Origin of the sequence: Micropruina sp., assembly GCF_047606665.1 — a bacterium.
GTDB lineage: Bacteria > Actinomycetota > Actinomycetes > Propionibacteriales > Propionibacteriaceae > Micropruina.
Genome location: NZ_JASGEF010000040.1, coordinates 21,678 through 42,210, shown reverse-complemented (window position 1 = coordinate 42,210; position 20,533 = coordinate 21,678). Strand labels below are relative to the sequence as shown.

Here is a 20,533-nt window from a genome sequence, read left to right as displayed (position 1 = left end):
CGGAACCGGTGGCCGAGGGGTCTGCCGGCGATGGCTGTGCGCTGTCACGGGACAGCGCAAGGCCCAAGGGGCCGCGCGGCGCGCGACCCTGGGCAGTGGTTCGTCTCAGGCGATGTCGGTGCCGGCCGGCCTGACCCAGGCCGGCTCGACGTAGGCGACATCGACGCCCGATTCGGCCAGCTTCTCGCTGATCCGGCGGATCTCTGACTCGCTGGGCAGTTCGTGGGTGACCCGAAGATACTCGGCTCCCACGTCCACCCGGACGGCCGGGATCAGACCGTCTCTCACGATCCGATCGGCCAGTTCATCGATCTCTTGCTGGGTCAGCCGCCGGCGCAGTACGGCAAGCAGCGGGACGTAGTCCGCCTCGGGGATGCCGTGGGGGTAGCCCCCCTTGAGCCAGGCGACGATTCGTTCGATCCGTGACAACACATCCGTTCCTCAGCCTCGACCGACCGCGGTCGAAACACTGACCGCCTGGTCGAGCGGCCAACCGCCCGCAGCGAGCCGGCTCGCGACGCGTCGGATGTCCTCATCGGACGGCTCCTCGAGGGCGTGCTGCCGGATCCGTTCCCGGATGGCCTCCTCGCCGCGGTCGTCATCGTGCTGCAGTTGCGCGGCCAGTTCGGTCACCTCGGCATCGGTCAGAGAACGATGCAGGATGCCGAGCAGCGCCACGTAGTCGTGCGCGGGGACGCCGTCCGGATAGCCGGTGCGCAGCCAACCGACGATGGTCTCGGTGGGCGTAGGATTTCGCTCAGCCATGGCGTCAGTGCTTCTTCACGAAGGTCGGAATGATTCCGTCAAAGGATACGTTATACCCGAACCCGGACGACACGATGATCGCGATGCCGAGCGCGATGACCCCCAGCACCAAGGCGAAGCACAGGTAGGCGACGAGTTTCATCGCCGGCCTGCCCGGCTCATGGCCGATTTCGGCGTCACCGCCGGCACCGATAGCCAGGGTGCGGATACCGAAGGCGAACAGGGCCGGCAGGCCGGCGCCGATCACCACACCGACCATGAGAACCTGGCCGACTGCGTTTGCGAAAAGCTGAAACATGATCAGGTCCTCCTCAGGCCTTGGCGTCCACGGTGGCGGGAGCGGACGACGACACCGACGAACCCGGGGTCGCGTTCGGATCCCAGTCCTCGTTGACGTTGCCGGCATGGACGGCGGTCTTGCGCGAGTGCCGGATCATCCACGCGGTCAGGCCGACCAGCACGCCGAAGACGATCAGGACGCCCGCGTAACCCCCGATGCCATTGCCGATGAGGTAGCAGGCGGCGCCCACCAGTCCCGCGGCGGGGAGCGTCACGAACCAGGCCAGAACCATGCGCAGCGCGACGCCCCAGCGGACCTCCGCGCCACGGCGTCCGAGACCGGAACCCAGGATCGAGCCGGTGGCCACGTGGGTGGTGGAGAGCGCGAAGCCGAGGTGGCTGGAAGTCAGGATGACCGCTGCCGAGGACGCCTCGGCGGCCATGCCCTGCGGAGAGGAGATCTCGACCAGGCCCTTGCCCAAGGTGCGGATGATCCGCCAGCCGCCGGTGAAGGTGCCGGCCGCGATAGCGACCGCACAGGCGATCTTGACCCAGGTCGGGACGTTGGTGGTGTCGGTCCAGGTGCCGTAGGCGATCAGCGCCAGCGTGATCACGCCCATCGTCTTCTGGGCGTCGTTGGTGCCGTGCGCCAGCGAGACCAGGGACGCGGTACCGATCTGGCCCCAGCGGAAGCCCGACTCGGCGTAGCGGGTGGCGACGCCGGCGGTGATCCGGTAGATCAGCCAGGTGCCGATGGTCGCGACCAGGGCGGCCACCACCGGCGAGGCGAAGGCGGGCAGGATGACCTTGCCGACCACGCCGTCCAGCTTGCTGCCGTCGCCCATCCAGTTGACGCCGCCGATGCCGAGCGCGACCAGCGCCGAACCGACCAGACCGCCGAACAGGGCGTGCGAGGAGCTGGAGGGCAGGCCGAGCAGCCAGGTCAGCAGGTTCCACAGCACGCCGCCAATCAGTCCACAGAAGACGATCATCAGCAGCCCATGGCCGTGGTTGGCCAGGAACTCGGCTTTGGGTGCTCCGGTGGAGTCCTGAATTCGGATCACGGCGTTGGTCACCGTCAGCGCCACCTCGACGGACAGGAACGCGCCGATCAGGTTGAGCACCGCGGACAACGCCACGGCGGTCTTCGGCTTGAGCGCGCCGGTGGCGATCGAGGTCGCCATGGCGTTGCCCGTGTCATGGAAGCCATTGGTGAAGTCGAACGCGATAGCGGTTCCGATCACCAGGATTAGTAGCAGTAACTCAAGTGTCACATTCGAAGCCTGTGTGGTCGGAGTGAACGGGTGGGCCGCCGAAGGTGAACAGACGGTGACATCCGCCGGTCGGCTGGGCCAAATCTGCCGCCGGTGACCATCGGGGACGGTTCTCCCCGTCACCAGAGTGACCGTTGGGGACGGTTCTCACTCGTTCGAAACTCGCACTCCCAAGAACCGTCCCCAACCGTGCGAGATTCGCACGCGCGGGGATCGTCCCCAACGTCCGAGAACCGTCCCCACGTTCGAAGTCCGCGCAAGAACCCTCCCCCGCGTTCGAGGTCGCCGGGCATGCAGAACGGGCGCCGGCTCCCTTGTGGGGAGAGGCGCCCGTTCCTGATGCGCCCCGCGGTGGGGGCGCACGCTCACTCAGCGTGCGGCGGTGCCTTCGACGTAGTCGTCGTCGTGGCTCTTCACCCACGCCATCAGCTTGCGCAGTTCACGACCGGTGCCCTCGATCGGGTGCGCCTCGCCCTCGGCCCGCAGGCGCTTGAACTCGGGCGCACCGGCGTCCTGATCGTCGATGAACCGCTTGGCGAACGCGCCGGACTGGATGTCGGCCAGCACGCCCTTCATGTTCTCCTTCACCCGCGCGTCGATCACCCGCGGGCCCGACACGTAGTCGCCGAACTCGGCGGTGTCCGAGACGCTCCAGCGCTGCTTGGCGATGCCGCCCTCGTACATCAGGTCGACGATCAGCTTCAGCTCGTGCAGGCACTCGAAGTACGCCACCTCGGGCTGGTAACCAGCCTCGGTAAGCACCTCGAAACCGGCCTGGACCAGGGCGGACGCCCCGCCGCAGAGCACGGCCTGCTCACCGAACAGGTCGGTCTCGGTCTCTTCGGTGAAGGTGGTCTTGATGCCACCGGCGCGCAGCCCACCGATCGCCTTCGCGTAGGACAGCGCCAGCGGCCAGGCCTGGCCGGAGGCGTCCACCTCGACGGCGACGATCACCGGGACGCCGCGGCCCTCGGAGTACTCGCGACGGACCAGGTGACCCGGCCCCTTCGGTGCGACCATGCAGACGTCCACGCCCTCAGGCGGGGTGATGTAGCCGAACCGGATGTTGAAGCCGTGCGCGAAGAACAGCGCGTCGCCGGCCTGCAGGTTCGGCGCGATCTCCTCGGCGTAGATGGTGCGCTGGTGTTGGTCGGGAGCCAGGATCATGATCAGATCGGCCTCCGCGGCCGCCTCCGCGACGGTGACCACCCGAAGTCCCTCGGCCTCGGCCTTGGCGGCCGACTTCGAGCCCGGACGCAGCCCGACCCGGACGTCGACGCCGGAGTCGCGCAGCGACAGCGCGTGGGCGTGCCCCTGGGAGCCGTAGCCGATGACCGCAACCACCCGGTTCTGGATGATCGAGAGATCGGCGTCGTCGTCGTAGAACATCTCTGCCATGTGTTGTCTTCCTAACTGACTAGTGGTTGCGGACGGGGGTCCGGGTCTTGTCGGATTTGGACCGGTCGGTGAGCGATTTGCTGCCCCGGCCGAGAGCGACCAGGCCCGACTGGACCAGCTCGCGGACGCCGTACGGCTTGAGCATCTCGAGCAGGGCCTCCAGTTTGTCGGGCGAACCCGTGGCCTCGATGGTCAGCGACTCGTTCTGGACATCGACCGTCTTGCCGCGGAACAACTGGACGATCTCGATGATCTGGCTGCGGCTCACCGGATCGGCCTTGAGCTTGATCAGCACCAGCTCGCGGCGCACCGCGCTGTCTTCCAACTCGACGATCTTCAGCACCTCGATCAGCTTGTTCAGCTGCTTGGTGATCTGCTCCAGGACCTGCTGACTCTCCACCACCACCTGCAGGGTGATCCGGGACAACTCCGGACGCTCGGTCGGCCCGACCGCCAGCGACTCGATGTTGTAGCCGCGACGAGCGAACAGACCGGCGATCCGGGCCAGCACACCCGGCTTGTTCTCGACCAGCACGCTCAGCGTGTGCGTCCTCACAGTTCCTCTTCCTCCCAGTCGGGCGCCAGATCCTTGGCGATCTTGATGTCGTCGTTGCTGGTCCCGGCGGCGACCATCGGCCAGACCATGGCGTCCTTGTGGACGACGAACTCGACCACCACCGGCCGGTCGGTGATGGACAGCGCCTTGTTGATCACCGCGTCCACCTCGGACGGATGCTCGGCCCGCAGACCCACCGCACCCATCGCCTCGGCCAGCTTCTGGAAGTCGGGCACCCGTAGCGTGTTCAGGTCGGTGTTGGAGTAGCGCTGCCCGTAGAACAGCGTCTGCCACTGCCGCACCATGCCCAGGCTCTGGTTGTTGATCACCGCGATCTTGATCGGGATGCCCTCCAGTGCGCAGGTGACCAACTCTTGATTGGTCATCTGGAAACAGCCGTCGCCGTCGATGCCCCAGACCACCGCGTCGGGTGCGCCCACCTGGGCGCCCATCGCAGCCGGGACGCAGTAGCCCATGGTGCCGGCACCGCCCGAGTTCAGCCAGCGTCCGGGCTTCTCGAACGGCAGCAGGTGCGCGGCCCACATCTGGTGCTGGCCGACACCCGCCGCATAGAACGCGTCCGGGCCGGTCAGATCGCCGACGCGCTTGATCACGTACTCCGGGGACAGCATGCCCTCGTGGGTGGGCTCGGTGGGCACCCGGTACTTCTCTTTCAGCGCGCTCAGATAGCGTCGCCACGCACTGAAGTCGGGCAGATCGGCGCCGCGCAGGACACCGTTCAGGTCGGCGATCACGTTCTTCACGTCGCCCACGATCGGGACGTCGGCCACCCGGTTCTTCGAGATCTCGGCCGGGTCGATGTCGGCGTGGATGATCTTCGCCTCGGGGGCGAAGGTGTCCAGCCTGCCGGTGACCCGGTCGTCGAAGCGGGTGCCGAGGGCGATCAGCAGGTCGGCCTTCTGCAGCGCGCCGACCGCGGAGACCGAACCGTGCATGCCCGGCATGCCCATGTGCAGGTCGTTGCTGTCCGGGAACACGCCGCGCGCCATCAAGGTGGTGACCACCGGAATGCCGGTGATCGCCGCCAGCGTGGCCAACTCTTCGGACGCGTGCGCCTTCACCACGCCGCCGCCGACGTACAGAACGGGACGCGAGGACTCGCCGATCAGCCGGGCCGCCTCGCGGATCTGCTTCACGTGCGGCTGGGTGACCGGATGGTAACCGGGCAGGTCGATGGTCTCCGGCCAGGCGAACGGCGCCGAGTTGGTCAGCGCGTCCTTGGCGATGTCGACCAGCACGGGGCCAGGCCGTCCACTCTGCGCCAGGTGGAAGGCGGCGGCGATGGCGGCCGGGATCTCTTCGGCGCGGGTGATCAGGAAGCTGTGCTTGGTGATCGGGAAGGTGATGCCGCGGATGTCGGCCTCTTGGAAGGCGTCGGTGCCGATGGCGAAGCTGGACACCTGGCCGGTGATCGCGACGATCGGGACGGAGTCCATGTGGGCGTCCGCGATCGCGGTGACCAGGTTGGTGGCGCCCGGGCCCGAGGTGGCCATGCACACCCCGACCCTGCCGGTCGCCAACGCGTAGCCCTCGGCGGCGTGGCCGGCGCCCTGCTCGTGCCGGACCAGGATGTGCCGGATCAGCTTCGATTGGCCGAGCGGATCGTAGGCCGGCAGGATGCACCCGCCGGGGATGCCGAAGATGACCTCTACGCCGACTCGCTCCAGCGACTCGACGAGGGCTTCGGCCCCGGTCAGCAGTGGTGGTGCGATGGTGTCGGACATCTCGGTCCCCTTTCTGCGGGCGATGGTTGCGGTCCTCTTGCATGAAAAAACCCCCGCTGCGTCGGCAGGCGAGGGGCGCGTGTCGGTCGACTAGTCGGCTGACACGCTCACGAAAGTACGAGGAAGAAGATCCGCACGAGGACAGTTTTCGCCCCGCGGCGTTGTGGTGTCAACTTCTGAGCCAGCGTTTTCACGATATGGACCGGGTTCACTGGGATCGTCCTGGAGGTTCCGCTCAGCAGGCGAACCAGGCACCCACAGCGTCCGCGCACTCGACGATCCGGTGGGCGAGTTCGATGTCCAGCTGGGTGAGGCCGCCGGCGTCATGGGTGCTCAGCCGCCAGTGGGTGGTGCGCCAGCGGATGTCGATGTCGGGATGATGGTTGAGCCGTTCGGCCTCGTCGGCAACCATCGTCACCAGCCGGATCCCGGCCGGGAAGTCCGGTGCCTCGATGCTCGCCGCCAGTGCGTCGTCCTGCCTCGACCAGCCCGGTAGGTCACCCAGTTGCCGCGCGATCTCTTCGTCGGTGAGAAGTCTGCTCATCCGTTCATTGTGCGCCGTCGTTTCGGCCCGCGTCCGCTCCCCGGCCGGGGAGGGCCCACCGTGCGCTCGGTGGTGCGGGCGTCCGAAAAACGACGGGGGTCAGGACGCGGTAAGGGCGGCGTAGACCTCGTCGATGTCGATCGGCGAGTCGTGGTCGAGGAGTCGACGCAGACCGGGGTTCTCAGCGTACCGAGGCACCAGGTGGACGTGCAGGTGGAACACCTCCTGGCCGGCCACGGCGCCGGTGTTGGAGAGCAGGTTCAGGCCGTCGGAGTCCAGGCGCTCGGTCAGCAGCCGCGCGACGGTGCCGATCGCCGGCGCGATCTCGGTGAGAGCCTCGTCGGCGTCCAGCAGATCGTCGACGTGCCGGCGCGGGATGACCAGAGTGTGTCCCCGCTTCCACGGGTTGATGTCGAGGAAGGCGATCGCGTGATCGTCCTCGTAGACCCGGCGAGCCGGGATGTCTCCGGCGACGATCGAACAGAACAGACAGGCCATGCCCGGAATTTAGCGGGTGAACGGAGAGAAGGAGCCGTCCCGAACGGACCGCTCAGCGCGAGTCAGGCGAAAGAACCGTCCCCAACGGACCACGGAACGGCTGGACCGGGTAGGAACGTCCCCGTGATCGTCAGCGGCCGGCAACCGGGAGTCGGACCGGGAAGCCGGCGTCGGCGAGGGCCTGCTTGACCTCGGCGACGCTGAGGGTGCCGTAGTGGAAGACGGACGCCGCCAGCACGGCGTCGGCGCCGGCGCGGGCGGCGTCCACGAAGTGCGCGACGGTGCCGGCGCCACCGGAGGCGATCACCGGGACGTCGACGACGTTCCGGACCGCCTCGATCATCTCCAGGTCGAAGCCGGCGGTGGTGCCGTCGGCGTCCATCGAGTTGACCAAGATCTCGCCCGCACCCCGGTCGACCGCCTCTTTCACCCAGGCGATGGCGTCCAGTCCGGCTGCCGTGCGGCCGCCGTGGGTGGTGACGCCGAAACCGGACGGCTGACCGGCCTCGCGGCGGGCGTCCAGGGACAGCACCAGCACCTGGTTGCCGAACCGCTGGGTGATCTCGTCGATCGCCCGCGGCCGGTTGATCGCCCCGGTGTTGATGCCGACCTTGTCGGCCCCGGTGCGCAGCAGCACGTCGACGTCGTCCACGCCGCGCACTCCCCCGCCGACGCACAGCGGGATGAAGACGGTCTCGGCCGTGCGCCGCACGATGTCGTGGGTGGTCTCCCGGCCCTGCGCGGACGCCGAGATGTCCAGGAAGGTGAGTTCGTCGGCACCCTGCTCGCCGTAGGCCGCGGCCAGTTCGACCGGGTCGCCGGCGTCCCGCAGGTTGAGGAAGTTGACTCCTTTGACGACGCGTCCGTCGTGGACGTCCAGACAGGGAATGACCCGGATGGCGACGCTCATAGCGCTCAGGGTAGTGCGCAACGACCGCCGGCCGCCCTCAGCCGAGGACCGTGATCACCACCCGGCGGTTGAGCGCCCGCCCCGCGCCGGTCTCGTTGCTCGCCACCGGCTTGGCCTCGCCGTAGCCCTTGACCGTGACCGCCAACTCCGGGATCGACGCCACCAGCGCGGCCCGGACGGCGACCGCCCGCCGCTGGGACAGGCCTCGGTTGTAGGCGGCACTGCCCTTGCTGTCGGTGTGGCCGTCCACCCGCACCTTGGTGGCCCCCAGTTCGGTCAGTTTCTCCGCCGCCCGTGCCAACGCCGCCCCGGCCTTCGTGTTCAAAGTGGCCTTGTTGTAGGCGAAGAACACGTCGGCGCGGAGGGTGATCGTCCGGCCGTCCTCGGTGACCGATCCGTCCAGGGTGGCCACCGGGAAGGTCAGCTCCCGTGCCTCGCCGTCGAAAGCCAGCACCGGAAATCCCGGCACCGTCGACGGATCGTCCGGCGTCGTCGGATCGGCGCGCGCCACAGCGGACAGGCACCACGACGACAGACCCACCGACGCCCACACCGCGCCGGCCGCGATCGCCAACCGCCTGGCCCGTGTCCACCGGCGCCTGGTCATCGCTGAACCGGCACCCGGGTGAATGTCCCCACCCGCGGAATGGAGACGTCGACCGTGGTCACGCCCTCGGGCAGGCCCTTGAACGTGGCGCTGAACGGCATCGAGCCGCCGGGCGCGATGAACAGGCTGCTGGGTGCGTAGCTGCAGACGCAGACGCCCTGCGAATCGCGGGCCGGCAGATAGCGGAGCTTGTTGACCGCGTCGAGCAGGAACACCCCGTCGACGTAGTACTGGTCGTTCTCGACCGGATCGTCGGTTCCGGGCACCCGCGCGATGATGCCGTCGCCGAAGGTGTTCGCGGACATCTGAATGCCGATGCCTTTGCTTCCGGCGGGCTGAGCGTTGGCCACCGTCCAGGTCAGGGTGGTCACCCCGTCGCGCACCGACAGTTCATTGAGGCTGACCACGGCGGGCAGTTGGGCGAGGGTGGTCTTTCGCGAAGCCAGCACCGGAAGCTCGGACGCCGACGGGCTCGGCTGGGCGCTGGTCACGGACGCCGACGGCGCGCCGGTCGGATCGGCCGCCGTCGAGGCGGCCGGGCCCGGCGATGTCGGCGAACTGCCGCCGATCGTGCAGCCGGCCACAGGGATCAGGCAGATAAGCAGGGACGACAGCAGAAGACGCATGCGATTACTCCTTGTTCCGGGTTGGGTCCGGGCCCTCACCGTAAACGCTGCCGCGGCCTTCTGGACCGCCGGATCGTCAAATTGTGGATAACTTCCGGCCGAACGACGCCACCAGCCCGTGGATCACCGGCCTCCGTCCAGCTCGCCGCGGTCAGGCCGCGCCCACCTTGCCGGTCTTCGCCGAGGTCTTGGCCTTGGTGGTGTAGCCGGCGGCCCGTCCGGTCACCTTCACCGAGATCTTCTTGCCCTTATCGGCGGGCTTGAGGGTGTAGGTGGCCCCGGTCGCCCCTTTGATCGTCGAACTGTTGCGGTACCACTGGTACGAGAAGGTCGTCGTCTCGGGCTGCCACGTCCCCGGTACGGCCGTCAGAATCCGGTCCACCCGCGCCGTTCCGGTGATCGTCGGCTTCGCGGCGGTGATCGTCCCCGCCTTCACCTTCTTGGTGGCCTTGGACGTCCGCGTGGTCGTCTCGTACCCGGTTCGTCCGGCGGTGACCCCGACGGTGACGGCCGCGTCCTTGGCGGCGGCGTCCACCAGATAGGTGCGCGAGGTGGCCCCGGCGATCGGCTCGCCGTCGCGGTACCACTGGTAGCTCACGAAGCCTGGAGACGGCGACCAATTGCCTGGCTTCGCGGTCAGCGTCTTGCCGACCTGCGCCGTCCCCGAGATCGTCGGCGTCGGTGACTTGGTGAACTCCTTCGGCGGAGTCGGGACGGAACCCACCGGGAAGACCTTGACCTGATAGTTGACCGGCCCGCCGGCGATTCCGCTGATTGCGACGTCGTAGGTGTCCACCGCGCCGGGCGCGGGCTCCGCGATCGGATCGCCCTGCCAGACCAATGCCGGGTCGCCGTAGCCACCGTTGCGAGCGATCGGCGACACCGGCCATGCCGCGCCGTTCTTCTTCATCGCGACGGTGGCCGACGCGAAGTCGGCGCGGGGCACTGAGTACGACCAACGCCCGCTGGTCGGCATCACTTCCCACGGAACGTAGCCCGCCGACGGCCAGGCCGTCCCCTGGTTCGGATGCGGATTGCTGCTCGAAGTTCCATTGCCGAACACGACCATGCTGGTGGTCTGATCCGTCGACCCGATACCCACGCCCGACAAGGGCGGATACAGCACCCACCGGCGGTGGCCGACCACCACGTTGCCGTCGCCCGGATCGTCGATGAACCCGCTGGCGATCGCCCGTGCGCCGACCCAGCCGATGGACAGGTTGGAGGCTCCGGCGCCCTGTGCGCCGGCGATGCTGTAGCAGGCCATGTCCGGGGTCGGCTCGTGGGTGAGCTTCCGGTTCGCCCGCATGATCAGAGCGGCCTGCTGGGCCAGCGCGGAACCCTCGGACTTCTCGGTGACCGACCGGAGCCCGGCCATCTCGCGGAAGTAGTTGATCGCGTCCAGCGTCGCTTCCTGCCCAGCCTCGGAGAAGGTTCCGACCGCGGCCGCCGGCTGCGCCGTGACCGGCGTGTCCTGGCCTGTCACGCACTTGTCCGGATCGCCGTCCCACGACTGCGGCACCTCCAATGCGGGCCGCAGCCAGGTCAGGTAGGCGTCCCGCACGGATTCCAGCGACGAGTTGTCGATGTCCCTGGAATCGGCGTAGGCCGGCGACGGCGTGACCAACAGCCAGGCGGTAAGCAGAATCGTGGACAGCGCGGCGACGATGCGCTTCATGGTTCCCCCAACAAACGGCCGACCGCCACCGAATCCCCCGACCGGGCGCGAACCGTTGACCGAACAGTAGTTGACAACCCCCGTGCCCACAACGCACAACGGCGACTGCCGGGCGGTCGCCGGTCCGGGAACATCGGTCGTTGTCAATCCTCCAACGGCGCGGCGTCCACCACGCCACGCCGGACCTGGTCGACCACCTCGCGGCAGCTCGTCCGCAGCGGGCCGGGACCCGCGGCCTGGGCGACCTGCTCGGCGAAGTCGACCACCTGCCTGGCCCAGCGGACGAAGTCGCCGGCGGTCAGCCCGGATTCGTCCAGCACGTCGCCGAGCGGGCGTCCGGACGCCCAGGCGTGGATCGGTACGGCGAAGCCGATGTCGGGTTCGGGGCCGCGCTCCAACCGATGGTCGCGCTCGGTGAGCCCGACGTCGCGCCAGACCCGGCGGAGTTCCTGCTGGGCCACCTCGGACGCTCGGTCGGGCATTCGGGGCGGACGCCGTCGGTCTCCGCCGCGGGCCTCGAAGACCAGCGACGACAGCACCGCCGCCAGCTGCGGCGCCGACAGGTCGTCGAATACGCCGGCCCGGATGCATTCGGCGCTGACCAGGTCGAGTTCGGCGTAGATCCGGGCCAGTTTCCGTCCGGCGTCGGTGACCTCGGTGCCGCCTTCGGTCAGGTACCCCAGCGACTCCAGCACCGAACAGATCCGGTCGAACCGCACCGCGATGGTGTTGGTGCGACGGTCGGCCTGGCGTTGTCGTCCGGCGTTCTCCCGTTCCAGCCGCAGCGCCTGCTCGGCCCAGCGGGCATGGTTCTCCCGGTCCGGGCAGTCGTGGCAGGGGTGCGCCTTCAGCTGGACGCGCAGCTCGGCGATCCGGCCGGCCACCTCTTCGTCCATGGCCGCCGGCGAGTACTGCGGCGGGGTCCGGTCGATCTCGGCCAGCTTGGAACGGAACGCCGCGGACAGGTTGCGCCGGGACGCCGGCTGTCGGGGGTCGAAGTGCTTCGGCACCCGCATCCGTCCGGCCACCACCGGCGGGGTCGGGAAGTCGACCAGCGACAGCCGTTTCAGCTGGCGTTGCTCGGTCATCACCATCGGGCTCGGATCGCCCTTGGCCAGGCCGGGATCGACCACCACCGCCCAGCCGGTGTGCCGTCCGGACGGCACCCGCAGGATGTCGCCGGGCCGCAACTCGAGCAGCACGCTGAGCGACTCCGCGCGTCGGTCGGCCTTGCGGCTGCGGGCTGCCTCGGCCTCCAGCGCGGAGATCTCGGCGCGCAGCCGGGCGTACACGGTGAAATCGCCCTGGTCGCAGGCCGCTTGGGCCAGGTAGTCGGCGATCTGCTCATTGGCCCGCGCGATCGAGCGGGCCAGGCCGACCACCCCCCGGTCGGACTGGTACTGCGCGAACGACTGCTCCAGCAGCACCCGTGCCCTTTCGCGTCCGACCGAACCGACCAGGTTGACCGCCATGTTGTAGGTCGGCGCGAACGACGAGCGCAGCGGATAGGTGCGCCGGGACGCCAGGCCGGCGACGGCACGCGGATCCATGCCGGTCTGCCACAGCACCACCGCGTGACCCTCGACGTCGATGCCGCGGCGTCCGGCGCGTCCGGTCAGCTGGGTGTATTCGCCGGGCGTGATCGGGGCGTGGCTCTCGCCGTTGTACTTGACCAGCCGTTCCAGCACCACGCTGCGCGCCGGCATGTTGATGCCGAGCGCGAGGGTCTCGGTGGCGAACACGACCTTGACCAGGCCGCGGACGAAGGCCTCTTCGACGCACTCCTTGAAGGCAGGCAGCAGCCCGGCGTGGTGGGCGGCGATGCCGTTGCGGAAGGCGGCCAGGAAGCTGCCGTAGTCGAGGGCGTCCAGGTCGGGCGGGGACAACCCCTCGACGTGGCTGGCGGCGATCGCCTCGAGGTCGCGACGTTCGGCGGAATTGGTCAGCCGGAGCCCGGAGTGCATCAACTGTCCGACGGCGGCGTCGCAGCCGGCCCGGCTGAAGATGAAGAAGATCGCCGGCAGCAGGCCCTCGACGTCCAGGCGTTCGACGGTGGCGTCCCGACGCGGCACCAGGGACGAGCGTGGACGGCGTTTCTCGATGGCGTTGCGGGTGCGCCGGTTGCGCATCGTCCGGGAGTCGTCGCGGACGCTGCGCGATTCCTCCTTCGCCAGCCGCAGCAGTTCCGGATTGACGTCGACCTGGCCGGCGGGCAAGGGTGTCGCGGTGGGGGCCTCGGCGGCAAACAGGTCGTAGAGCCGGCGTCCGGCCATCACATGCTGGAACAGCGGCACCGGACGCCGCTCAGAGACCACGATCTTCACGTCGCCGCGGACCTCGTCAAGCCAGGCGCCGAACTCCTCAGCGTTGCTCACGGTGGCGCTCAACGAGACGACCTGGACGGACTCGGCGAGCCCGATGATCACTTCTTCCCAGACCGCGCCACGGAACCGGTCGGCCAGGTAGTGCACCTCGTCCATCACCACGAAACCCAGCCTGCGCAGCGTCGGCGAGTTGGCGTAGATCATGTTGCGCAGCACCTCGGTGGTCATCACCACCACCGGCGCCTCACCGTTCACCGTGACGTCCCCGGTCAGCAACCCGACATTGTCGGCACCGTGCCGCTCGACTAGGTCGTGGTACTTCTGGTTGCTGAGCGCCTTGATCGGGGTGGTGTAGAAACACTTGGTGCCGCACTGCAGCGCCAGGAACACCGCGAACTCCCCCACCACGGTCTTGCCGGCCCCGGTCGGCGCGGCGACCAGGACGCCCGAGCCCGCCTCAACATGCCGGCAGGCCTCGACCTGGTACGCATCCAGTGGAAAGCCGTAGCCGGAGACGAAGGCTCGCAGCACGGTCCCGGTGTCGGTGTTCATCGCCGCCAACCTACCGTGACCGTCGGCCCGACCGCCGGAACACCGGGGACGGTTCTCTTGGACACCGGGGACGGTTCTTGGACGTGCGAAATTCAAACGCGAAAGAACCGTCCCCAGACATTCGAGATTCGAATGCGAAAGAACCGTCCCCCGACGTGCGAAATTCAAACGCGGAGGAACCGTCCCCGATCAGCCGTCCCCGATCAGCCGAGGACGCACAGGGCGTCCGAGACAGCTGTGACCCGCAGCGGGACGTCACCCAGCGCCTCGCCGTCGCGGCTGCCGATCAGGCCGTCGTGGACGTCCGCACCCGGCGCGGCCCGCAACGCCCGTGCCAACGCGGGCAGGATGCGCCGGGCACGTCCGCGTCCGGCCGTCGGATTGACCACCAGGTCGACGCTCCGGGCACCGCCAATCACGCCGCCGCGAGTTCCGCGGCCGCCTTGCGGGCCTTCCGCTTGTCGTTGAAGCGGCAGATCACCTCGGCCCCGACGAACAACAGCGACATCGGGATCGCCAGCGCCAGCATCGAGAACGGATCGGTGGACGGCGTGGCGGCGGCACCGAAGACGAAGGTGCCGAAGATCACGTAGGTGCGAGCCTTCGCCAGCTGCTCACCCTTCACCACACCGACCAGGTTGGCGCCGACCACCACCACCGGCATTAGGAAGCCGAGCCCGAACACCAGCATCAGCTGCAGCATCAGCTCAAGGAATTTGTCGATCTCGATCAGGTTGGTGATCGGCACCGACTGCGGGGTGAACGACATCAGCACCGAGACTCCCTGCGGCAGCACCAGGTAGCCCACAGTAACCCCGGCGAGGAACAGCGGCAGCGCGACCGCGAGGAAACTCAGCGTCCAGCGCTTCTCCTTGGCATGCAGCGCGGGCACGATGTAGGCCCAGACCTGGTACAGCCAGATCGGGGACGCCAGGACGAGCCCGCCGACGCCACAGATCTTCAGCACCAGCGACAGCGGCGCAGCCACGCCGGACAGCACCATTTGGGTGCTGACCTCTGGGTTGGTCTCCTTGAGGATGTCGCGGGCATGCAGCCAGGGTTGCGCCAGAAAGGTGTACACCTGGTTGTAGAAGATCGCCACCAGGATCATGCCGAGGACGATCCAGACCAGCGAGAACAGCACGCGGTAGCGTAGTTCGCGCAGGTGATCGCCGAGCGACATGACGCCGTCCGGCGACGAAGGGGGCGGTTTGAGCCACCCGAGGCTGAAGCGTCGGGCCACCGTGGATCAGGCCCGCTGGCCCTTGTCCTTCTCATCCGGGACGATCTCACCCTCGTGCACGACGCCCTCCGGCTCGGCCGGCGGTGCGGGAGCGACGGCCGGCGGCGGGTCGGACTTCTTCAGGCTGGAGGTCTCTTCCTTGAACTCACGGATCGCCTTGCCGGCATTCTTGCCCGCGTTCGCGAGCCGGCTGCCGCCGAACACGAGCAGGGCGATGATCGCCAAGATGACCCATTCCATACCACCAGGCAGGCCGAACATGCTCCGTGCGCTCCTTCGTTGCGAGTAACTCGGTGAGTCTACTCAGTGCTGGGGATTGCGACCTGGGAGACCAGATCGGCGAGTTCCTCGGCCCGCTTGCCCAGCGTCTGAAGCTCGCTGAACAGGTCGGACACCTTGTGGGCCAGCCACACCGCATAGGAGGCCATGGTGATCAGCCCGGCAACCGCTATGCCGAGGAAGATCCACACCCACATCATGAACCGAGACTAACCGATCCCGGCGTGGCCTCCCCACCGGTGACACGAGGGACGGTTCATTTTCGGTTCAGGGGACGGTTCCGATCCAGTTCAGGGACGGCTTCTTGAACGGTTCAAGGAACCGTCCCCGGTGACCAAGGGAACCGTCCCCGGTGACCGGGAGAACCGTCCCTCGGTCCACGTTGCGGCATCCGACCGCACTGACAGAGTCGGGACGCCGATGCGCTCCACCAACTCCGGACGCGTGAAACTACGGTTTCGCGAACTCCGCGTAGAGGGCCAGGGTCTCCCGTGCGGCGGCGCGGGCGGATTCGGCCGCCTCGGGCGGGTCGACGGCACGAACCTCAGGGCCGAGCCTGAGCAGCAGCGACCGCAGCCAGGCCGAGTCCGCAACCAGCAGTTGCACGCGCCAACCGCGGCGGTAGCGCTGCATCGAGCGCACTGGGTAGTACTCGCTGATCCAGTGGGCATGGTTGGTGATGCTGAGCGTGACCAACGCCGCCTCGGGACGCACCTCCAGCCACCCGCCGTCGAATTGCGGCGGGTCGCCGTGGTCGGCCACCCCGCCTTCGGCCGGCTCGACGGAGGCGATTCGGTCGAGCCGGAAGGTGCGCCAGGCGTCCCGGTCGCGGCTCCAGGCCTCCAGGTAGACGTAGCCGTCCCGCGCGCTCAACCGGTGCGGCTCGACCACCGGCGTGGTGGTCTCGGCACGGGTCAGCCCGTCGTAGCTGAGCCGGACGGCGCGTCCGGCGGCGATCGCCTCGATCAGGCTCTCCCGGACGCCGTCCTCGGAGTTGGCGACCGCGAACCCGACCCGTCGGCTCTCCTGCGCACCCGCGACCTTCGACAGCTTGGCCAGTGCCGAGTCGACCGCCTCGCCGGCAACGCCCCCGGTGACCTCCCGGACGGCGCGGAGCGCGACGATCAAGCTGGTCACCTCCTCGATGGTGAACCGCATCGGACGCGCCAGATAGTCGGCGTTGCTGATCCGGATCCGGCCGCGTTCCGCGACGGCGTCCATGTCGATGTCGATCAGATCGCCCGGCATTCCACCCGGCAGACCGACGAACCAGAGCACCTCCAGGTCGGCCAGCAACCGGCGCGGGCTGACCCCGAACCGCTCCGCCGTCTCGGCCAGGTCGGCGTCCGGATGCGCCTGCAGGTAGGGCACCAGGGCCAGCAGCCGGGAGACCTGATCGTGCGAGGTGCTCATCGGCCGCCCACCTTCGCCAGCCGCGCGATCACCCGCCGCCGGAGTCGCCCCGGCTCGAGCACCAGGACCGCCGGACCGTGCCCGCACACCTCGGTGACGAACGCGGCATCGCTCGCGTAGCGGACCCGCCAGGCCGCGAATCCGGGCGGCAGGGACGCCGCGGACTCGACCCGGACGCCCCGTCGGCGCAGATCGGGTGCCTTGTCGCCGCGGATCGCGACCACCGCCTCCGCCGCGGCCGGGCCGGGTTCGAGCGAACGGGTCAGCTCCGCCACGTCGATGTCGTCGGGCAACGGGTAGGCCCCCGGTCGGCCCACCGTCCGTGGTGTGTCCTCGATCCGGGCCAGCTTGAACATCCGGGCGGCGCCGCGGGTGCGGTCGAGGCCGGCCAGATACCACGACCCGCGCCGGTAGGTGAGCACCCACGGCTCCACCTCGCGCCGGACGCCGCGGTAGCCGAATCTGACCGCCGTCCGGGTCATCGTGGCTTGCCAGAGCGGTTCGAATGCGGGTTCCTTGGCGCCGATGCTGGGGCTGATCCCGGTCAGCCGCGAGGCGTCCGGGTCGACGCCGGCGGCACGCAGCTTGGCGAGCGCGCTGACCGTCTGCTCGGCCAGCGCGGCGGTGCCCCAGACCTGGCTGGCCAGACCGAGCGCGGTGGCCTCGGCGGCGGTGAAGTCGATAGGCGGCAGCTCGAAGTCCTGCCGGCGGATCCGGTAGCCGATCTCGTCGGGGAACAGCGGCGAGTTGCTGCCGGTCTCGACCGGGACGCCCATCGCGCGCAGGTCGTCCTTGTCCCGCTCGAAGGTGCGTTCGAATGCGGCGTCCGACAGGCCGGCGTAGCCCTCGACGACCTCGCGGATGTGGTTCTTGTCCAGGAAGCGCCGGGCCATCAGCAGACAGATGGCGAGATTCATGACGCGCTCCGACTTGCGTGGCGCCATCGGACCTCCCGCCCCTGGATGTTTCCTGCGCCGCGAGGCTACCAAGGGAACCGCTTTCGACGAGGGAGCACACGAAATCTGCATTCGTCGAGGTGCCCACGCCTCAGCCCGCCGGCGGCCGGTCGACGAGTGCAGAGATCTCGTGTTGCGCCGACCGCGATGCGGAAGAATCGCGCCATGGCCGGCCGGTTCGCACCCTCCCCCACCTCGGACCTGCATCTGGGCAACCTGCGGACGGCGCTGGTCGCCTGGCTGCTCGCCCGCGGCTCTGGCCGGGAGTTCCTGCTGCGCATCGAAGACCTGGACACGCAGCGGGTCACCGCCGCACCCGAGGTGGCCGCCCGGCAGATCGCCGACCTGACCGCGATCGGCCTGGATTTCGACGGCGAACCGGTCTGGCAGTCGCGCCGTCTGACACGGTACGCCGATGCGGTCGCGACGCTGGAGACCTACGAATGCTTCTGCACCCGGCGGGAGATCGCCGAGGCGGCGTCCGCCCCGCACGCCGACGGCTACCGTCCGTACCCGGGCAGCTGCCGGAATCTGACCAAGGCCGAGCGGGAACGCCAGCGCCGCACCCGGCCACCGGCGCTCCGAGTGCGGGCCGGGGACGCCGTCCAGACCGTCACCGACCGGTGGGCCGGCGAGGTGACCGGGGTGGTGGACGACTTCGTCGTCGTCCGCAATGACGGGGTGCCGGCCTACAACCTGGCCGTGGTCGTGGACGACGTGGCACAGGGTGTCGACCAGGTGGTGCGCGGCGACGACCTGCTGTCGAGCTCTCCGCGGCAGGCTTGGCTGACCCGGCAGCTCGGCGGCCCGGTGCCGGAGTACGCGCACGTCCCGCTGGCCGTCAACGCCGACGGCAAGCGGTTGGCGAAGCGGGACGGCGCCGTCACCCTCGCCGACCTCGGCCGGTCCGGGGTCACCGCTGATCAAGTGCTGAGCCGGCTGGCCCATTCGCTGGGACTGGCCGAAATCGACGAGCCGGTCACCCCGGCGTCCCTGCTGCGGCGCTTCGATCCGGACGCGCTGCCACGCCAGGCCTGGGTGGTCGAATAGCCCCGGACGCGACTCGGCCCGGACGGGGCGTCCGGGCCGAGGTGGGGGCTCTTCTACTTCAGCATCCACTGATCGGTGGTGTAGTCGGTGCGTCCGTCTGCCGCGGTGAAGTCGGTGAACGTGTAGACCCGCAGGTAGGTGGTGCTGCCGAACACGTAGGTCTTCACCCAGACGTACTTGGTCGACCAGCTGTGCGTGTAGATGGCCCGCTGCCAGCCGTCGCCCATCGCGGTGGCCTGCTTGGTGCCCCAGTCGCAGTCGGTCGGCGAGCATTTGCCGAACGGACGCAGGGTGAAGTAGCTCTCGCCGCCGGTGCAGTGGCCGCTGGTGTCGCACAGCCGGACGTCGCCGCAGACGAAGCCGACATTCACCCTGGTCAGCGAGCGGGTGTTGGGATCGGTGCTGTACCAGTTGCCGACCATCGGCTGCGAGGCGCAGAGTGCGGACGCCGTCCCGGCGCTCGCCGCGCTCGTTCCGACCACGCCCGCCAGCGCGATCACGAGCGCGACCAGCAGCCGGGTCAACCGGTGTGAAGTGGATGTGAGGGTCATGGCGCTTCCTTTCGATCGCGGACGCCAAGGGGTGAGGCGTCCGGTGATCTCCAAGTAGCCGCAAGGGCGAGCATCGATACGACGGCGGGCTACGCACTCCTACCACCCGGGTCGGTCGGCACAGGCTCGCCTGGTCGCGCACGAACCTCGTCCGTGGACTGAAAGCGCCGTCCACGCGTACCACCGGAACCGGCGTACCACTGGCTTCGGGATGCCGAGCCAGCCGCGCCGCGGGTCTACTGCGCGGAGGCGTAAAGGATGTCGACCACGTAGACGAGGGTGTCGCCAGCCTCGACGGGCGGGTTGGTGCTGCCATCGGGGTAGTTGTCCTTCGGTGGCAGCACCAGCAGTACCCGCTGGCCGACCTTCTTGCCGACCAGGCCTTTCTGCCAGCCCGGAATCGTGCTGGAGAGCAGGCCGCCGTCGACTCCGTCCATCTTGTCTTCGATCACCTTGCCGGTCTTCCAGGACACCGCGAGGTAATGCGCGGCGATGACGTCCTTGGCGGTGACCTTGCGGCCCGTCCCGGTGGTCAGCGGCTGGGCGATCATCGTGGCCGGCGGGTCGGTCTTCGGAATGGTGATCGTCGGCTTGCCGTTCACTTCGGCGACGGCAGGCAGGCCGGACGGCGGCGTGATCGACTTGCCGGTCGGACCGGCGAGCACCGTGTCGACGATGTCCACCACGAAGATCAGCGTGTCGCCGACCTGAATGCCGGCCTGCTCCGAGCCGCCCTGGCTGTCGTAGCCGTCCGCTCCAGGCATGGCGACCAGCACCCGTGTGCCGACCTTCTTGCCCTCGAGCGCCTTCTTGAACCCAGGCACCACGCTGGCCAGGTCGAACATCGTCGCTGTCGCTCCGAAATTGCCGTCGAACTTCTTGCCGGTGCGTCCGTTGACGCCCAGGTAGTTGACGAACACGTACGACGGGTTGACCACCGGGCCCGTGCCCTCGGTCATCACCTTCACCCGGGTCTGGTCGACCGCCCAGGGATCCTTCACCGTGATCTTCGGCGTATCGCCGAACTTCCGGTTCTTGACGGTGATCGCGTCCAGACTGTTCGACGGCTTGATCGTCGCGGTCGGCGACGCGCTCGGCGAGGGCGACGTCGACTCCGACGTCGACGGCGTCGCCGGGACGGCGGACGGATCCGCCGACTGCCCGCAGGCGGTGACGGTCAACAGGGCGGCGGCACACAGGACAATGGCAGCGGTCTTGGCGGCGGAAAGCACGCCCCGACTGTAGTCGACCGCGCTTGGCGGCATCGGACGGCGCCCACGTTCGC

The 20,533-nt window shown here is 68.7% G+C and carries 23 protein-coding genes; 1 reads left to right on the top strand and 22 read right to left on the bottom strand.

Annotated elements, in window-relative coordinates; all coding sequences use genetic code 11:
- Window positions 1–105 precede the first annotated feature (105 nt).
- The 20 genes from QM619_RS09365 to QM619_RS09270 form a co-directional block, all read right to left on the bottom strand.
- Window positions 106–432, bottom strand: a complete 327-nt coding sequence (locus QM619_RS09365) for a DUF3349 domain-containing protein (protein WP_415107272.1) — start codon at window positions 430–432, stop codon at window positions 106–108.
- A 9-nt stretch (window positions 433–441) separates the two neighbouring features.
- Window positions 442–765, bottom strand: a complete 324-nt coding sequence (locus tag QM619_RS09360) for a DUF3349 domain-containing protein (protein WP_415107269.1) — start codon at window positions 763–765, stop codon at window positions 442–444.
- 4 nt (window positions 766–769) lie between these two features.
- Window positions 770–1,015 (bottom strand): hypothetical protein, encoded by a 246-nt coding sequence (locus tag QM619_RS09355; protein WP_415107266.1) that lies wholly within the window; start codon window positions 1,013–1,015, stop codon window positions 770–772.
- A gap of 61 nt (window positions 1,016–1,076) precedes the next feature.
- Complete coding sequence (locus QM619_RS09350; protein WP_415107263.1) at window positions 1,077–2,318, bottom strand: inorganic phosphate transporter; 1,242 nt, start codon at window positions 2,316–2,318, stop codon at window positions 1,077–1,079.
- A gap of 369 nt (window positions 2,319–2,687) precedes the next feature.
- Window positions 2,688–3,716: a ketol-acid reductoisomerase gene (gene ilvC, locus QM619_RS09345; RefSeq protein WP_415107260.1), complete on the bottom strand. Its 1,029-nt coding sequence runs from the start codon at window positions 3,714–3,716 to the stop codon at window positions 2,688–2,690.
- A 19-nt stretch (window positions 3,717–3,735) separates the two neighbouring features.
- Window positions 3,736–4,272 (bottom strand): acetolactate synthase small subunit, encoded by a 537-nt coding sequence (gene ilvN, locus QM619_RS09340; RefSeq protein WP_415107257.1) that lies wholly within the window; start codon window positions 4,270–4,272, stop codon window positions 3,736–3,738.
- Window positions 4,269–6,017 carry an acetolactate synthase large subunit gene (locus QM619_RS09335; RefSeq protein ID WP_415107255.1) on the bottom strand — a complete coding sequence of 583 codons (1,749 nt, stop codon included), beginning with the start codon at window positions 6,015–6,017 and terminating at the stop codon, window positions 4,269–4,271. Before QM619_RS09335 ends, ilvN begins: the two co-directional genes overlap by 4 nt.
- Window positions 6,018–6,252: 235 nt before the next feature.
- Complete coding sequence (locus QM619_RS09330) at window positions 6,253–6,561, bottom strand: 4a-hydroxytetrahydrobiopterin dehydratase (protein WP_415107252.1); 309 nt, start codon at window positions 6,559–6,561, stop codon at window positions 6,253–6,255.
- A gap of 99 nt (window positions 6,562–6,660) precedes the next feature.
- A complete protein-coding gene (locus tag QM619_RS09325) occupies window positions 6,661–7,059 on the bottom strand; it encodes an HIT family protein (protein WP_415107249.1) in 399 nt (132 codons plus the stop codon).
- Between the two features lie 130 nt (window positions 7,060–7,189).
- Entirely contained in the window at window positions 7,190–7,969 is a 780-nt protein-coding gene (hisF, locus tag QM619_RS09320; RefSeq protein ID WP_415107246.1) for an imidazole glycerol phosphate synthase subunit HisF, read from the bottom strand.
- A 37-nt stretch (window positions 7,970–8,006) separates the two neighbouring features.
- Window positions 8,007–8,576, bottom strand: coding sequence for an OmpA family protein (locus QM619_RS09315; RefSeq protein WP_415107243.1), 570 nt, complete (start codon window positions 8,574–8,576; stop codon window positions 8,007–8,009).
- A complete protein-coding gene (locus tag QM619_RS09310; RefSeq protein ID WP_415107240.1) occupies window positions 8,573–9,202 on the bottom strand; it encodes a hypothetical protein in 630 nt (209 codons plus the stop codon). The genes QM619_RS09315 and QM619_RS09310 overlap by 4 nt, the downstream gene beginning before the upstream one ends.
- A 151-nt stretch (window positions 9,203–9,353) precedes the next feature.
- Window positions 9,354–10,880 carry a CAP domain-containing protein gene (locus tag QM619_RS09305; RefSeq protein ID WP_415107237.1) on the bottom strand — a complete coding sequence of 509 codons (1,527 nt, stop codon included), beginning with the start codon at window positions 10,878–10,880 and terminating at the stop codon, window positions 9,354–9,356.
- 143 nt (window positions 10,881–11,023) lie between these two features.
- Window positions 11,024–13,756: a DEAD/DEAH box helicase gene (locus QM619_RS09300; RefSeq protein WP_415107234.1), complete on the bottom strand. Its 2,733-nt coding sequence runs from the start codon at window positions 13,754–13,756 to the stop codon at window positions 11,024–11,026.
- Between the two features lie 203 nt (window positions 13,757–13,959).
- On the bottom strand, window positions 13,960–14,145 hold the full coding sequence (locus QM619_RS09295; RefSeq protein ID WP_415107232.1) for a hypothetical protein: 186 nt from the start codon (window positions 14,143–14,145) through the stop codon (window positions 13,960–13,962).
- 26 nt (window positions 14,146–14,171) lie between these two features.
- Window positions 14,172–14,939 carry a twin-arginine translocase subunit TatC gene (tatC, locus tag QM619_RS09290; RefSeq protein WP_415107229.1) on the bottom strand — a complete coding sequence of 256 codons (768 nt, stop codon included), beginning with the start codon at window positions 14,937–14,939 and terminating at the stop codon, window positions 14,172–14,174.
- 66 nt (window positions 14,940–15,005) lie between these two features.
- Window positions 15,006–15,260 carry a twin-arginine translocase TatA/TatE family subunit gene (locus QM619_RS09285; protein WP_415107226.1) on the bottom strand — a complete coding sequence of 85 codons (255 nt, stop codon included), beginning with the start codon at window positions 15,258–15,260 and terminating at the stop codon, window positions 15,006–15,008.
- Window positions 15,261–15,298: 38 nt separating this feature from the next.
- Window positions 15,299–15,478 (bottom strand): hypothetical protein, encoded by a 180-nt coding sequence (locus QM619_RS09280; RefSeq protein WP_415107223.1) that lies wholly within the window; start codon window positions 15,476–15,478, stop codon window positions 15,299–15,301.
- A gap of 250 nt (window positions 15,479–15,728) precedes the next feature.
- Window positions 15,729–16,691 (bottom strand): helix-turn-helix transcriptional regulator, encoded by a 963-nt coding sequence (locus tag QM619_RS09275; RefSeq protein ID WP_415107220.1) that lies wholly within the window; start codon window positions 16,689–16,691, stop codon window positions 15,729–15,731.
- A complete protein-coding gene (locus QM619_RS09270; RefSeq protein ID WP_415107217.1) occupies window positions 16,688–17,608 on the bottom strand; it encodes a helix-turn-helix transcriptional regulator in 921 nt (306 codons plus the stop codon). The genes QM619_RS09275 and QM619_RS09270 overlap by 4 nt, the downstream gene beginning before the upstream one ends.
- Window positions 17,609–17,812: 204 nt before the next feature.
- On the opposite strand from QM619_RS09270, the gene gluQRS reads away from it, so the two are divergent.
- The gene (gluQRS, locus tag QM619_RS09265) at window positions 17,813–18,697 is read left to right on the top strand and encodes a tRNA glutamyl-Q(34) synthetase GluQRS (protein WP_415107213.1); all 885 of its coding nucleotides are present in this window, start codon (window positions 17,813–17,815) and stop codon (window positions 18,695–18,697) included.
- A 53-nt stretch (window positions 18,698–18,750) separates the two neighbouring features.
- On the opposite strand, the gene QM619_RS09260 is transcribed toward gluQRS, so the two are convergent.
- A complete protein-coding gene (locus QM619_RS09260; protein ID WP_415107210.1) occupies window positions 18,751–19,248 on the bottom strand; it encodes a hypothetical protein in 498 nt (165 codons plus the stop codon).
- A gap of 236 nt (window positions 19,249–19,484) precedes the next feature.
- Window positions 19,485–20,480: an FKBP-type peptidyl-prolyl cis-trans isomerase gene (locus QM619_RS09255; protein ID WP_415107207.1), complete on the bottom strand. Its 996-nt coding sequence runs from the start codon at window positions 20,478–20,480 to the stop codon at window positions 19,485–19,487.
- Window positions 20,481–20,533 lie beyond the last annotated feature (53 nt).